This is a genomic window from Streptomyces coeruleofuscus, assembly GCF_039532725.1.
Classification (GTDB): domain Bacteria; phylum Actinomycetota; class Actinomycetes; order Streptomycetales; family Streptomycetaceae; genus Streptomyces; species Streptomyces coeruleofuscus.
In genome coordinates, this window is sequence record NZ_BAAASE010000007.1 from 272,750 (window position 1) to 287,177 (window position 14,428).

12 protein-coding genes are annotated in these 14,428 nt (G+C 70.4%); 11 read left to right on the forward strand and 1 reads right to left on the reverse strand.

Annotated elements, in window-relative coordinates; genetic code table 11:
• Nucleotides 1–72: 72 nt before the first annotated feature.
• Entirely contained in the window at nt 73–234 is a 162-nt protein-coding gene (locus ABFX81_RS27530; RefSeq protein WP_346138818.1) for a hypothetical protein, read from the reverse strand.
• A gap of 249 nt (nt 235–483) precedes the next feature.
• Here ABFX81_RS27530 and uvrC point away from each other — a divergent pair, with 249 nt between their 5' ends.
• The 11 genes from uvrC (at nt 484) to ABFX81_RS27585 (ending at nt 14,423) form a co-directional block, all read left to right on the forward strand.
• A complete protein-coding gene (gene uvrC / locus ABFX81_RS27535; protein ID WP_086850290.1) occupies nt 484–2,610 on the forward strand; it encodes an excinuclease ABC subunit UvrC in 2,127 nt (708 codons plus the stop codon).
• Nucleotides 2,607–3,566 (forward strand): RNase adapter RapZ, encoded by a 960-nt coding sequence (gene rapZ / locus ABFX81_RS27540; protein WP_346138819.1) that lies wholly within the window; start codon nt 2,607–2,609, stop codon nt 3,564–3,566. Before uvrC ends, rapZ begins: the two co-directional genes overlap by 4 nt.
• Nucleotides 3,563–4,642 (forward strand): uridine diphosphate-N-acetylglucosamine-binding protein YvcK, encoded by a 1,080-nt coding sequence (locus ABFX81_RS27545; RefSeq protein WP_086850276.1) that lies wholly within the window; start codon nt 3,563–3,565, stop codon nt 4,640–4,642. Before rapZ ends, ABFX81_RS27545 begins: the two co-directional genes overlap by 4 nt.
• Nucleotides 4,633–5,622: a DNA-binding protein WhiA gene (whiA, locus tag ABFX81_RS27550; protein WP_010039680.1), complete on the forward strand. Its 990-nt coding sequence runs from the start codon at nt 4,633–4,635 to the stop codon at nt 5,620–5,622. The genes ABFX81_RS27545 and whiA overlap by 10 nt, the downstream gene beginning before the upstream one ends.
• A 150-nt stretch (nt 5,623–5,772) precedes the next feature.
• On the forward strand, nt 5,773–8,727 hold the full coding sequence (locus ABFX81_RS27555; RefSeq protein WP_086850275.1) for a M14 family zinc carboxypeptidase: 2,955 nt from the start codon (nt 5,773–5,775) through the stop codon (nt 8,725–8,727).
• Between the two features lie 243 nt (nt 8,728–8,970).
• On the forward strand, nt 8,971–9,978 hold the full coding sequence (gene gap / locus ABFX81_RS27560) for a type I glyceraldehyde-3-phosphate dehydrogenase (RefSeq protein WP_086599366.1): 1,008 nt from the start codon (nt 8,971–8,973) through the stop codon (nt 9,976–9,978).
• A gap of 142 nt (nt 9,979–10,120) precedes the next feature.
• Nucleotides 10,121–11,332 (forward strand): phosphoglycerate kinase, encoded by a 1,212-nt coding sequence (locus ABFX81_RS27565; RefSeq protein ID WP_086850274.1) that lies wholly within the window; start codon nt 10,121–10,123, stop codon nt 11,330–11,332.
• Between the two features lie 5 nt (nt 11,333–11,337).
• Nucleotides 11,338–12,114: a triose-phosphate isomerase gene (gene tpiA, locus ABFX81_RS27570; protein WP_059418257.1), complete on the forward strand. Its 777-nt coding sequence runs from the start codon at nt 11,338–11,340 to the stop codon at nt 12,112–12,114.
• 95 nt (nt 12,115–12,209) lie between these two features.
• The gene (gene secG, locus ABFX81_RS27575) at nt 12,210–12,446 is read left to right on the forward strand and encodes a preprotein translocase subunit SecG (RefSeq protein WP_208641567.1); all 237 of its coding nucleotides are present in this window, start codon (nt 12,210–12,212) and stop codon (nt 12,444–12,446) included.
• A 238-nt stretch (nt 12,447–12,684) separates the two neighbouring features.
• Nucleotides 12,685–13,020 carry an RNA polymerase-binding protein RbpA gene (locus ABFX81_RS27580; RefSeq protein ID WP_003976875.1) on the forward strand — a complete coding sequence of 112 codons (336 nt, stop codon included), beginning with the start codon at nt 12,685–12,687 and terminating at the stop codon, nt 13,018–13,020.
• A gap of 134 nt (nt 13,021–13,154) precedes the next feature.
• A complete protein-coding gene (locus ABFX81_RS27585) occupies nt 13,155–14,423 on the forward strand; it encodes an MFS transporter (protein ID WP_086850273.1) in 1,269 nt (422 codons plus the stop codon).
• Nucleotides 14,424–14,428 lie beyond the last annotated feature (5 nt).

Sequence of the window (14,428 nt, forward strand, 5' to 3'; positions counted from 1 at the left end):
CCGGCCGGGCCGGTCCGGACATGCGAACGCCCGGGGCGCGTGCCCCGGGCGTTCACGACAGAGGGTGAGCTTCTAGGAGCGTTCGCCTCCGCCCGGCTCCTTCAGGGCCAGGCGCTTGGCCCGCACTATGTCGGGGTCGCGGGGGTCCAGCGCGTCGCGCAGCGCGAACGGCTCGTCCGCGTACCGGCGGGCTCGGTCGGCCCGCCGGCTCTTCTCGATCCGCATCCGCTTCATCTGCGCAGCCCTCCGACCCGTGGCCCGTTCCGCTCCGGGAGCGGCCGGTCCGCCTGACAACGTGTGTCTGCACCCACACGGCCTCCGTCCGCCGGACGTCGCCGTGTCTCCATGGGAAGCCTGCATTCCCGCTCCCGGCCTGCCGTAACCACGGTGCGGGACATGCCACGGGAAATCGCCCGCCGCCGGAGCCTGATCGTGCCCCGCCGCCCCGCCGGACTGTCGGTGCTCGCCAGTAGGGTGTGAGACATGGCCGACCCCTCCAGCTACCGCCCCAAACCGGGTGAGATCCCCGACTCGCCGGGGGTCTACAGGTTCCGCGACGAGCACCGCCGGGTGATCTACGTCGGAAAGGCGAAAAGCCTGCGCCAGCGCCTGGCGAACTACTTCCAGGACCTGGCGGGCCTCCACCCGCGCACCCGCTCCATGGTCACCACGGCCGCGTCCGTGGAATGGACGGTGGTGTCCACGGAGGTCGAGGCGCTCCAGCTGGAGTACTCCTGGATCAAGGAGTACGACCCCCGGTTCAACGTCAAGTACCGCGACGACAAGAGCTACCCGTACCTCGCGGTGACGATGAACGAGGAGTTCCCGCGCGTGCAGGTGATGCGCGGTCACAAAAAAAAGGGCGTCCGCTACTTCGGGCCGTACGCGCACGCGTGGGCGATCCGCGACACCGTCGACCTCCTGCTGCGCGTCTTCCCCGTGCGCACCTGCTCGGCCGGCGTCTTCAAGAACGCCGCCCGCACGGGCCGCCCCTGCCTCCTCGGTTACATCGAGAAGTGCTCGGCTCCTTGCGTGGACCGGGTCTCCGCCGAGGAGCACCGCGAACTGGCCGACGAGTTCTGCGACTTCATGACCGGCCGCACGAACACGTACATCCGCCGCCTGGAGAAGCAGATGGGCGAGGCGGCCGAGGAGATGGAGTACGAGCGGGCGGCCCGGCTGCGCGACGACATCGGGGCCCTGAAGAAGGCCATGGAGAAGAACGCGGTCGTGCTCGCCGACGCGACCGACGCCGATCTGATCGCGGTCGCCGAGGACGAACTGGAGGCGGCCGTCCAGATCTTCCACGTACGTGGCGGACGCGTGCGCGGCCAGCGCGGCTGGGTCACCGACAAGGTGGAGGAGATCACCACCGGCGCCCTCGTGGAGCACGCCCTCCAGCAGCTGTACGGCGAGGAGACGGGCGACGCCGTCCCCAAGGAGGTCCTCGTCCCCGCCCTGCCCGACCCGGTGGAGCCCGTCCAGGAGTGGCTCACCGGCCGGCGCGGCTCGGGTGTCTCCCTGCGCATCCCGCAGCGCGGCGACAAGAAGGCCCTCATGGAGACGGTGCAGCGCAACGCCCAGCAGGCGCTCGTCCTGCACAAGACCAAGCGCGCCTCCGACCTGACCACGCGCTCGCGCGCCCTGGAGGAGATCGCCGACGCGCTCGACCTGGACAGCGCCCCGCTGCGGATCGAGTGCTACGACATCTCCCACCTCCAGGGCGACGACGTGGTGGCCTCCATGGTCGTCTTCGAGGACGGCCTGGCCCGCAAGAGCGAGTACCGGCGCTTCCAGATCAAGGGCTTCGCCGGACAGGACGACGTCCGCTCCATGCACGAGGTGATCACCCGCCGCTTCCGCCGCTACCTGGCCGAGAAGGAGAAGACGGGCGAGTGGGCGGACGGCGCGACAACTGAGGACGGCGCGACCACCGAGGACGGCGTGACCGCTGGGAACGGCGTGGTCGCTGGCAGCGAGACCGCTGAGACCGGCGAGATCATCGGAACGAGCCTCACCGAGGACGACGGCCGCCCCAAGAAGTTCGCCTACCCGCCGCAGCTCGTGGTCGTCGACGGCGGCGCCCCGCAGGTCGCGGCCGCCCGGCGGGCCCTGGACGACCTCGGGATCGACGACATCGCCGTGTGCGGCCTCGCCAAGCGCCTGGAGGAGGTCTGGCTGCCCGGCGACGACGACCCGGTGGTCCTGCCCCGCACCAGCGAGGGCCTGTACCTCCTCCAGCGGGTCCGTGACGAGGCCCACCGCTTCGCGATCACCTACCAGCGCACCAAGCGGTCCAAGCGCTTCCGGTCCAGCCCCCTGGACGACGTCCCGGGGCTCGGGGACACGCGCAAGCAGGCACTCCTGAAGCACTTCGGTTCGTTGAAGAAACTGCGATCCGCCACCATCGACCAGATCTGCGAGGTTCCCGGCATAGGCCGCAAGACCGCCGAGACGATCGCGGCGGCCCTCGCCCAGGCGGCCCCGGCCGCACCCGCCGTCAACACGGCGACTGGAGAGATCATGGAAGAGGAACCGGGCACCATGGGTACCGGTGGGGAGCCCGTGCGGACGGGCGCCCCGGACGAACGACGGGGGCAGGAGTCATGAATGTGAACGAGCACCACGGGCAAGAAGAGCAAGCCGGAGACGGAGCACAGGTGAGTACGGGCACGCCCAACGACAAGGCCGCAGTCCCGGACGCGGCCATCCCCGAGCTGGTGATCATCTCCGGTATGTCCGGGGCGGGCCGCTCGACGGCCGCGAAGTGTCTGGAGGACCTCGGCTGGTTCGTCGTCGACAACCTGCCGCCCGCGCTGATCCCCACCATGGTGGAGCTCGGCGCCCGCTCCCAGGGCAACGTGGCCCGGATCGCCGTCGTCGTCGACGTCCGCGGCCGCCGCTTCTTCGACAACCTCCGCGAGTCGCTGGCCGACCTGGAGGCGAAGAACGTCACCCGGAGGATCGTTTTCCTGGAGTCCTCCGACGATGCCCTGGTGCGCCGCTTCGAGTCGGTGCGCCGCCCGCACCCCCTCCAGGGCGACGGGCGGATCGTCGACGGCATCGCCGCCGAGCGAGAGCTGCTGCGCGAGCTGCGCGGCGACGCCGACCTGGTGATCGACACCTCCAGCCTCAACGTGCACGAGCTGCGCGCCAAGATGGACGCCCAGTTCGCCGGCGAGGAGGAGCCGGAGCTGCGGGCCACGGTCATGTCCTTCGGCTACAAGTACGGCCTGCCGGTCGACGCCGACCTGGTCGTCGACTGCCGCTTCCTGCCGAACCCGCACTGGGTCCCGGAGCTGCGCCCGTACACGGGCCTCAACGAGGAGGTGTCCGGGTACGTCTTCAACCAGCCCGGCGCCAAGGAGTTCCTCGACCGCTACACGGAGCTCCTCCAGCTCGTCGCCACCGGCTACCGCCGGGAGGGCAAGCGCTACGTGACCATCGCCGTGGGCTGCACGGGCGGCAAGCACCGCTCGGTCGCCATGTCGGAGAAGCTCGCCGCCCGGCTCGCCGCCGAGGGTGTGGAGACGGTGGTCGTACACCGGGACATGGGACGCGAATGACACGACGTACTCCGCGGCTGAGCCGGCTGCGCCGGGTGGTGCCCGACGGCAGCACCGAAGCAAGGGGCGGCCGGCCCGCCGAGGCCCGCGGCGGCAGACCCCGCCGCCGGGGCACCCAGCCCAAGGTCGTCGCCCTCGGCGGCGGCATGGGCCTGTCCGCCTCGCTCGCCGCGCTGCGCCGGATCACCGGCGACCTCACCGCCGTCGTCACCGTGGCCGACGACGGCGGCTCCAGCGGCCGGCTGCGCGACGAACTGGGTGTGCTGCCGCCCGGCGACCTGCGCAAGGCACTGGCCGCGCTGTGCGGTGACGACGACTGGGGCCAGACCTGGGCGCGCGTCATCCAGCACCGCTTCCAGTCCAAGGGTGACCTGCACGAACACGCGGTCGGCAACCTGCTGATCGTCGCCCTGTGGGAACAGCTGGGCGACCACGTCCAGGCCCTCGACCTGGTCGGGCGGCTGCTCGGCGCGCAGGGGCGCGTGCTGCCCATGTCCGCCGTCCCGCTGGAGCTCCAGGCCCTGGTCAAGGGCCACGACCCGGCGCGCCCGGACGAGGTGGACACGGTCCGCGGCCAGGCCACCGTCGCCCTCACCCCCGGCGAGGTGCAGTCCGTCCACGTCGTACCGCACGACCCGCCGGCCGTGCCCGAGGCGGTCGAGGCCGTCCTGGACGCGGACTGGGTGGTGCTCGGCCCCGGCTCCTGGTTCTCCTCGGTCATCCCGCACCTGCTGGTGCCCGACCTGCTGGACGCGCTCACGCAGACCAAGGCCCGCCGGGTACTCTCCCTGAACCTCGCCCCGCAGCCCGGAGAAACCGAGGGCTTCTCCCCGCAGCGTCATTTGGAGGTTTTGGGACGACACGCCCCTAAACTCGCCCTGGACGTGGTGCTGGCCGACGAGGCCGCCGTGCCCGACCGCGCCTCCCTGACCGATGCCGCCAAACGGTTCGGGGCCGCGGTCGAGCTGGCGCCGGTGGCCCGGCCCGACGGGACCCCGAGGCATGACCCGGAGCTGTTGGCCGCCGCGTACGACCGTATTTTTCGGATGCATGGAAGGATCGGCCCATGGCGATGACGGCAGCGGTGAAGGACGAGATCTCCCGGCTCCCCGTCACCCGGACCTGCTGCAGAAAGGCGGAGGTCTCCGCCATTCTGCGGTTCGCCGGCGGCCTTCACCTGGTGAGCGGTCGGATCGTGATCGAGGCGGAGCTGGACACGGCGATGGCGGCCCGCCGCCTCAAGCGGGACATCCTGGAGATCTTCGGCCACAGCTCGGAGCTGATCGTGATGGCTCCGGGCGGACTGCGCCGCGGCTCGCGCTACGTGGTGCGCGTCGTCGCGGGCGGTGACCAGCTGGCCCGCCAGACCGGCCTGGTCGACGGGCGGGGCCGCCCGATCCGCGGCCTGCCCCCGCAGGTGGTCTCGGGGGCCACCTGCGACGCCGAGGCCGCCTGGCGGGGCGCCTTCCTGGCGCACGGCTCGCTCACCGAGCCCGGCCGCTCCTCCTCCCTGGAGGTGACCTGCCCGGGCCCCGAGGCGGCGCTCGCCCTGGTCGGCGCCGCCCGCCGCCTGTCGATCGCCGCCAAGGCCCGCGAGGTGCGCGGCGTGGACCGGGTCGTCGTCCGCGACGGCGACGCGATCGGCGCCCTGCTCACCCGGCTCGGCGCCCACGAGTCGGTGCTGGCCTGGGAGGAGCGCCGGATGCGCCGCGAGGTGCGGGCCACGGCGAACCGGCTCGCCAACTTCGACGACGCCAACCTGCGCCGCTCGGCCCGCGCGGCCGTCGCCGCCGGCGCCCGTGTGCAGCGCGCGCTGGAGATCCTCGGCGAGGACGTGCCCGAGCACCTCGCCGCGGCCGGCCGGCTGCGCATGGAGCACAAGCAGGCCTCCCTGGAGGAGCTGGGCGCGCTCGCCGACCCGCCGCTGACCAAGGACGCCGTCGCCGGCCGGATCCGCCGCCTGCTGGCCATGGCCGACAAGCGCGCCTCCGACCTGGGCATCCCGGGCACGGAGGCCAACCTCAGCGAGGAGCTGGCCGACAACCTCGTGGGCTGATCCCACACAGCGTCAAAAGCCGGTACGGGAACCCACTTGGGTGACCGGCACCGGCTTTTGCGTGTCGCTGAGGCGCCCTTGACTGGATCATGGACTGTCATGAGCCTGGCATCTGTTCGCTGCTGTGGCGGACCCACGCTAGGGGGGTTCATGAGACGAAGAGCGAGATCGATCCTCGCTGTCGGCGCGCTCCTGATCGGCGGAGCGAGCATCGCACCCATCGCCCAGGCACAACCGGACAGTTCACGCCCGTCCGACCCGGACGAAGTCAAGGTCTTCCGCGCCGACGTCACCCGCGAGCAGGTACCCCTGCTGCTCGCGGCCGGCCAGGACGGCCACGAACTCAGCGAGCAGGTGCCCGAGAAGGGCACGGCCACCATCGAGGTCTTCCTGACCGACCAGCAGGCGAAGAAGCTGGGGCAGCAGGGCGTCGACCTCACCGAGCACGACCTCTCCCACAGGGCGAAGGCCCGCGTCGGGAACGCCGCCGAGGGCGTGTTCCGCCCGTACGGCGGCAAGGGCGGCATCAAGGAGGAGATCCTCAGGACCGCGCAGGAGAACCCCGGCCTCACCAAGGTCGTCTCCATCGGCAAGACGGTCAAGGGCCAGGACATCCTCGCGCTGAAGCTCACCAAGGGCGCGAAGAAGACGAAGGACGGCTCCAGGCCTTCGGTCCTCTACCTGTCCAACCAGCACGCCCGAGAGTGGATCACGCCGGAGATGACCCGGCGCCTGATGCACCACTACCTGGACAACTACAAGAAGGACCGGCGCGTCAAGAAGATCGTCGACTCCACCGAACTGTGGTTCGTCATCTCGGCCAACCCCGACGGCTACGACCACACCCACGCCGGTGACGACAACCGCCTGTGGCGCAAGAACCTGCGGGACGTCAACGGCGACGGCGTCATCGGCACCGGCGACGGCGTCGACCTCAACCGCAACTTCGCCTACAAGTGGGGCTACGACGACGAGGGCTCGTCCCCCAACCCCACCAGCGAAACCTACCGCGGCGCGGGCCCGAACTCCGAACCGGAGACCCAGGCGCTGGACGCCTTCCAGAAGCGGATCGGCTTCACGTACGGCGTCAACTACCACTCCGCCGCCGAACTGATCCTCTACGGAGTCGGCTGGCAGGTGGCCACGCACACCCCCGACGACGTCGTGTACGAAGCGCTCGCCGGTACGCCCGAGAACCCCGCGATCCCCGGCTACCACCCGCAGGTCTCCTCCGAGCTGTACACCACCAACGGCGAGGCCGACGGCCACGCGGCGAACGTCAACGGCCTGGCGATGTTCACCCCGGAGATGTCGACCTGTCAGTCGGCCTCCAACGCCGACCCGAACGACGAGTGGAAGGCGTCCGACTGCCGGTCGATCTTCACCTTCCCGGACGACGAGAAGCTGATCCAGCAGGAGTTCGCCAAGAACGTCCCGTTCGCGCTCTCCGTCGCCGAGTCCGCCTCCCACCCCGACCGGCCGTCCTCGGCGGTCGGACTGAGCGCCGCCGACTTCACCCCGGCCGCGTTCCCTGTGTCGCACTCCCGCGGCGCCGACCAGGAGGTCTCCGTCGTCGCACGCAAGTCGCTGCGCGACAAGGAGCTGAAGTACCGCGTCAACGGCGGCCGCACCGAGGACATGGCGCTCAAGCCCTGGAAGGGCGGCGAGACCTACGGCGGTGAGGACAACCTCTACTTCGACGAGTACCGGGCGAAGGTCAAGGACGGCGATCCCGGCGACAAGGTCGAGGTGTGGTTCACCGCGGAGACGAGGAACGGGAAGAAGGTCTCCAGCGAGCGCTTCACCTACACCGTCGCCGAACGGCCCAAGGCGAACACCCTCGTCGTCGCCGAGGAGGGCGCGACCGCCACGCAGGCACAGAAGTACGTGGACGCCCTCAAGGCCAACGGCCGCAAGGCGCTCGTCTGGGACGTCGCCGAGCGCGGCGCGCCGGACGCACTGGGCGTGCTGAGCCACTTCGACACCGTCGTCCACTACACGGGAGCGAGTGTCCCGGGCAACGCCACCCAGCTCCAGCTGCGCGCCTACCTCAACGAGGGCGGCAGGCTGATCGAGGCCGGCGAGCAGGCCGGCGGCAGCGTCGACCTCGGCGGCGGCACCCTGTCGAACGACTTCAGCCAGTACTACCTGGGCGCCTACAGCCGTGCCTCGGCCGACGGAGCCACCGGCTTCACCGGCTCCGGAGAGCTGGGCGGCTTCACGGGCCCGCTCACGGCGGCGCCCGGCAACCCCCTGGACAAGGCGGGCCGGTACGGCGTCACCTCCGACGAACTGCCCGCCGACGAGTTCCCGCAGTTCGCGAGCAGGGGCGCCGGACAGTTCGCCGGCGCGGTCAACCCGTACGGCCCGTACGCGGGCTCCTCGATGGCCGCCGCCGTCCACACCGACGACGCCTACAAGCGCCTCACCCGCACCGTGGACCTCACCGGCGTCGCCGCGGCCGACAAGCCCACCCTGCGCACCCAGCTGATGTGGGACACCGAGCCCGGCTACGACAACGTCCTCGTCGAGGCCCACACCACGGGCGCCGACGACTGGACGACCCTGCCCGAGAAGGGAGGCGCCACCAAGGCCACCGTCCCGGCCGAGTGCGGCGGCGGCTTCTACCTCCGTGAGCATCCCTGGCTGAAGCACTACCTGACCCTGTCGGGCGACGGCTGCACCGCGACCGGCGGCACCGGGTCGTGGAACAGCCTCACCGGCACCTCCGGCGGCTGGCGCCAGCTGGAATTCGACCTGAGCGCGTACGCCGGCAAGACGGTCGAGGTCTCGATCAGCTATGTCACCGACCCGGGCACCGGCGGGCGCGGCGTCCTCGCCGACGACGCGTCGCTCGTCGTCGGCGGCACGGCGAAGGAGACCGAGGGCTTCGAGACCTCGCTCGGCGCCTGGAAGGCGGCCGGACCGCCCGCGGGCAGCCCGGCCGTCCTGAAGGACTGGACCCGCACCGGGGCCCTGTTCCAGACGTATGGAGCGGTCACCACGGACGACACCGTGCTGCTGGGCTTCGGCCTGGAGCACGTCGCCACCGCGGCCGACCGGGTGGCCCTGATGAGAAAGGCACTCGCCTCCCTCGACGTGTGACCCCGCGGGAGCCGGGAACTCCCCGTCAACTGGCACCACACCGAGTAGCGAAATCGAGTGATCTCGCTCTCGGCGTCGGGCGGTCCGTACCCCTACTGGCCGGTACGGACCGCCCTGCCGTGTATGGGGCATCTGGATGTCACCACCGCAGCCTCAGGGAGGTAGGGTCGTAGGCGGTCGGGGACATCCCAAACAGAGCTCGCCGGCTCTTCATGGCCGGCGTACCAACGAGGAGATCGGTTCGTGACGATCCGCGTAGGCATCAACGGCTTCGGCCGCATCGGTCGTAACTACTTCCGCGCGCTGCTGGAGCAGGGTGCAGACATCGAGATCGTGGCTGTCAACGACCTGGGTGACACCGCGACCACCGCTCACCTGCTGAAGTACGACACCATCCTCGGCCGCCTCAAGCAGGAGGTCTCGCACACCGAGGACACCATCACCGTCGGCGACAAGACCATCAAGGTCCTCGCCGAGCGCAACCCCGCCGACATCCCCTGGGGCGAGCTGGGCGTCGACATCGTCATCGAGTCGACCGGCATCTTCACCAAGAAGGCCGACGCCGAGAAGCACATCGCCGGCGGCGCCAAGAAGGTCCTCATCTCGGCTCCGGCCAAGGACGAGGACGTCACCATCGTGATGGGCGTCAACCAGGACACGTACGACCCGGCGAACCACCACGTCATCTCCAACGCCTCCTGCACCACCAACTGCGTGGCGCCGATGGCCAAGGTCCTCGACGAGAACTTCGGCATCGTCAAGGGCCTGATGACGACGGTGCACGCGTACACGAACGACCAGCGCATCCTGGACTTCCCGCACAAGGACCTGCGCCGCGCCCGTGCCGCCGCCGAGAACATCATCCCGACCACCACGGGTGCCGCCAAGGCCACCGCGCTGGTCCTCCCGCAGCTCAAGGGCAAGCTGGACGGCATGGCCATGCGCGTTCCGGTCCCGACCGGTTCGGTCACCGACCTGGTCATCGAGCTGAGCCGCGAGGTCACGAAGGAAGAGGTCAACGCCGCCTTCCAGAAGGCCGCCGAGGGCGAGCTGAAGGGCATCCTCGAATACACCGAGGACGCGATCGTCTCGTCCGACATCGTCAACGCCCCGGCGTCCTGCACCTTCGACTCCTCCCTGACCATGGTCCAGGAGGGCAAGAACGTGAAGGTCATCGGCTGGTACGACAACGAGTGGGGCTACTCCAACCGCCTCGTCGACCTGACGGTCTTCGTCGGCAACCAGCTCTGATCCCCGGAGCAGGCACGTCCATGTGAGAACAGGGCTCGGGCAGCGCGAGAATGCGCTGTCCGAGCCCTGACTCACGTACAGATCAGAGCTGTTCGATCACGAGCGCTTTCGAGCGATCACGAGCTCTTCCAGGAGTCCCCTCATGAAGACGATCGACGAACTCCTCTCCGAAGGGGTATCCGGCAAGCGGGTCTTCGTCCGCGCCGACCTGAACGTGCCGCTGGACGGTACGACCATCACCGACGACGGCCGGATCCGCGCCGTGCTGCCCACGGTCAAGGCCCTCGCCGACGCGGGCGCCCGGGTGATCGTCGCCTCGCACCTGGGCCGCCCCAAGGGCGCCCCGGACCCGGCCTTCTCCCTCGCCCCGGCCGCCACGCGCCTCGGTGAACTCCTCGGCACGGACGTACCGTTCGCCACCGACACGGTCGGCGAGTCCGCCCGGTCCACCGTCGCCGCCCTCGCCGACGGCCAGGTCGCGGTCGTCGAGAACCTGCGCTTCAACGCCGGTGAGACCAGCAAGGACGACGCCGAGCGCGGCGCCTTCGCCGACCAGCTCGCCGCCCTCGCGGACCTCTACATCGGCGACGGGTTCGGGGCCGTGCACCGCAAGCACGCCTCCGTCTACGACCTCCCGGCCCGGCTGCCGCACGCCGCCGGCTACCTCATCGCCAAGGAGGTCGCCGTCCTGAAGAAGCTGACGGAGGACCTCCAGCGGCCCTACGTCGTCGCCCTCGGCGGCGCCAAGGTCTCCGACAAGCTCGCCGTCATCGACCAGCTGCTCGGCAAGGCCGACCGCATCCTCATCGGCGGCGGCATGGCCTACACCTTCCTCAAGGCCAAGGGCTACGAGGTCGGCAAGTCCCTCCTCCAGGAGGACCAGATCCCGGCCGTCCAGGAGTACCTCGAGCGGGCCGAGAAGACCGGCGTCGAGCTGGTCGTGCCCGTCGACGCCCTGACCGCGACCGAGTTCCCGGACCTGAAGACCAAGGCTCCCGCCCACCCCACGACCGTCGCCGCGGACGCCATCCCGGCCGACCAGATGGGCCTCGACATCGGGCCCGAGACCTGCAAGCTGTACGCGTCCAAGCTCGCCGACGCCGCCACCGTCTTCTGGAACGGGCCCATGGGCGTCTTCGAGCACCCCGACTACGCCGAGGGCACCAAGGCGGTCGCCCAGGCCCTCGTCGAATCCAAGGGCTTCACCGTGGTCGGCGGCGGCGACTCCGCCGCCGCCGTGCGCACCCTCGGCTTCGACGAGACGGCATTCGGCCACATCTCGACCGGTGGCGGCGCCTCCCTCGAATACCTCGAGGGCAAGACGCTCCCCGGCCTCGCCGCACTGGAGGACTGACCCTTATGAGCACGCGCACGCCGCTGATGGCGGGCAACTGGAAGATGAACCTCAACCACCTCGAGGCCATCGCCCACGTCCAGAAGCTCGCCTTCGCCCTGGCCGACAAGGACTACGAGGCCGTCGAGGTCGCCGTCCTGCCGCCCTTCACCGACCTGCGCTCCGTGCAGACCCTGGTCGACGGCGACAAGCTCAAGATCAAGTACGGTGCCCAGGACATCTCGGCCCACGACGGCGGTGCCTTCACCGGTGAGATCTCCGGCCCCATGCTGGCCAAACTGAAGTGCACGTTCGTCGCCATCGGCCACAGCGAGCGCCGCCAGTACCACGCCGAGACCGACGAGCTGGTGAACGCCAAGGTCAAGGCCGCCTACAAGCACGGCCTGACCCCCATCCTGTGCGTCGGCGAGGAGCTGGAGGTCCGCGAGGCGGGCAACCACGTCTCCCACACCCTCGCCCAGGTCGAGGGCGGTCTGAAGGACCTCCCCGCCGAGCAGGCCGAGACCGTCGTGATCGCCTACGAGCCGGTCTGGGCCATCGGCACCGGCAAGGTCTGCGGTGCCGAGGACGCCCAGGAGGTCTGCGCGGCGATCCGCGGCAAGATCGCCGAGCTGTACTCGCAGGACGTGGCCGACAAGGTCCGCATCCAGTACGGCGGCTCCGTGAAGTCCGGCAACGTCGCCGAGATCATGGCGCAGGCCGACATCGACGGCGCCCTGGTCGGCGGCGCCTCGCTGGACGCCGACGAGTTCGTCAAGATCGTGCGCTTCCGCGACCAGTGAGTATGCGGTAGGCGCGATCCGTCGTACCCTTGCGGGGTCCAGCACTGTGCTGGGCCCCGCGTCGTCCATCCGAATCCGAGGAAGTTGGTCCAGCCGTGGTTTTGGGGTTCTCGATCGCCCTGATCGTCTTCAGCCTGCTGATGATGCTGCTGGTGCTGATGCACAAGGGCAAGGGCGGCGGCCTCTCCGACATGTTCGGTGGCGGCATGCAGTCCTCCGTCGGCGGCTCCTCGGTCGCCGAACGCAACCTCGACCGGATCACCGTCGTGGTCGGTCTGCTCTGGTTCGCGTGCATTATCGTGCTCGGCATCCTGATGAAGGTGAACAACTGACCGGCCCGCATTCCGCACGCAATACGTACGCACGCAAGACGTAACCACGCGATACGTACGTAAGGCCCCATGTTCGGTACGCGCGGCAAAGCGCGGCCTATCATGGGGCTTGCGTCTAGGTGTGAGGGTTGTAACTCCAATCACTGGACGCGCGTTGGGCCTTACGTAGACTGAGGCGCTCGCAGCGAAGCGGAACGCCGACTCGCTTCGCGGCACCATCACGCAGGGAGTTACGACCGTGGCAAGTGGCAACGCGATCCGGGGAAGCCGGGTCGGGGCGGGGCCGATGGGCGAGGCCGAGCGCGGCGAGTCCGCGCCGCGGCTGCGCATCTCCTTCTGGTGCTCCAACGGACACGAGACCCAGCCGAGCTTCGCCAGCGACGCGCAGGTGCCCGAAACCTGGGACTGTCCCCGCTGCGGATTCCCGGCCGGCCAGGACCGGGACAACCCGCCGGACCCGCCGCGCACCGAGCCCTACAAGACGCACCTGGCGTATGTGCGGGAGCGGCGCAGCGACGCGGACGGCGAGGCGATCCTCGCCGAGGCGCTCGCCAAACTGCGGGGCGAGATCTAGGAGTCGAGACCGGCCGGGCACCAGCAGGTGCCCGGCCGGAGCTGCTTTCCGCACCGGCGGACGGCCGCTCGCGGACCGATTGTCAGTGGTGCCCTCTACGGTTTGTTGCATCGGGCGAACCGTGAGGGGGAGCAGTGGCGACGGTCGAGGTGGCGAGCAGGCGCGCGCCCGCGTGGCGCGGGGGCTTCGGGCGGCTGTGGAGCGCCGCCGTGCTGTCCAGTTTCGGTGACGCGCTGCGCACGGCCGGACTGCCTCTGCTCGCCGTCACGCTGACCGACGAGCCGCTGCTCATCGCCTCCGTCACGGCCTGCGGCTACCTGCCCTGGATCGTCTTCGGCCTGCTCGGCGGGGCCGTCGCCGACCGCGTGGACCAGCGGCGCGCCATGTGGACGGTCGACGCCTTACGCGGGCTGCTGGTCGCCGCCTTCGCGGTGGCCGTCGCCCTCGGTCACGCGTCGATCGGCCTGCTCATCGTGCTGGCCTTCGCTCTGACCACCCTCCAGACCCTCTTCGACAACGCCGCCACGGCGCTGCTGCCCGCCCTGGTCGACCGGGACGCCCTCGGCAGTGCCAATGCCCGGCTGATGACCGGCCAGCGCATCGCGGGCGGCCTGCTGGGCGGGCCCGTAGTCCCGCTGCTGCTGGCCGCCGGGGCCGCTGTCCCCTTCGCGGCCGACGCCGTGACCTTCCTGGTGGCCGCCGCGCTGATCGCCTCACTGCCGGCCGCCGAGTCCGACCGGAAGCCCAGGTCGTCGGGGAGCACCCTGCGCCGCGAGATCGCTCAGGGGCTGCGCACCTTGTGGCGCGACGGCGCCCTGCGCGGTCTGTGCGCCGCGACCGCCCTGTGCAACATCGGCATGGGCACCCAGCTCGCCATGCTGGTCGTCCTCGTCACCGACTGGCTCGACGCGGGCCCCGCGGGATACGCGGCGGCGGGCGCGGCCTTCACCCTGGGCAGCCTGGCCGGGGGAGTGGTGAACGGCCGGGTGGTCGCGCGTCTCGGCCGGCTGCGGTCCGTGCTGCTCGCCGGCTCGGTGCAGACCGCCGCCCTCGTCGTCATGGGCACCGTGCGCAGCTTCGCCGTGCTGGTGGGCGCGCTGGCCGTCTTCGGGCTCATGGGCATGGTGTGGAACGTCAACACGACGACACTGATGCAGGAGCGCAGCCCCGCCGCACTCCTGGGCCGGGTCAGCTCGGCCTTCCGGACCCTGGCCTTCGCCGGGGTGCCCCTCGGCGCCCTGCTGGGCGGGGCCGTCGCCACCGCCTGGGGGCCGAACACCCCGCCCCTGCTCACGGCCGCCTTCTTCGTCCTCTCCGTCATCGCGCTGATACCCGCGCTCAACGTGAACGTAGAAGTTGTCGAGCCGGGCGACGGCGCCACGGCATCCGATGTCACGCGCTGATCAAT

Bases quoted from the DNA above. Each gene is read 5' to 3' on its own strand.
- ABFX81_RS27530 (WP_346138818.1), bottom strand. From the start codon at position 234: ATGAAGCGGATGCGGATCGAGAAGAGCCGGCGGGCCGACCGAGCCCGC.
- uvrC (WP_086850290.1), top strand. From the start codon at position 484: ATGGCCGACCCCTCCAGCTACCGCCCCAAACCGGGTGAGATCCCCGAC.
- rapZ (WP_346138819.1), top strand. From the start codon at position 2,607: ATGAATGTGAACGAGCACCACGGGCAAGAAGAGCAAGCCGGAGACGGA.
- ABFX81_RS27545 (WP_086850276.1), top strand. From the start codon at position 3,563: ATGACACGACGTACTCCGCGGCTGAGCCGGCTGCGCCGGGTGGTGCCC.
- whiA (WP_010039680.1), top strand. From the start codon at position 4,633: ATGGCGATGACGGCAGCGGTGAAGGACGAGATCTCCCGGCTCCCCGTC.
- ABFX81_RS27555 (WP_086850275.1), top strand. From the start codon at position 5,773: ATGAGACGAAGAGCGAGATCGATCCTCGCTGTCGGCGCGCTCCTGATC.
- ABFX81_RS27565 (WP_086850274.1), top strand. From the start codon at position 10,121: ATGAAGACGATCGACGAACTCCTCTCCGAAGGGGTATCCGGCAAGCGG.
- tpiA (WP_059418257.1), top strand. From the start codon at position 11,338: ATGAGCACGCGCACGCCGCTGATGGCGGGCAACTGGAAGATGAACCTC.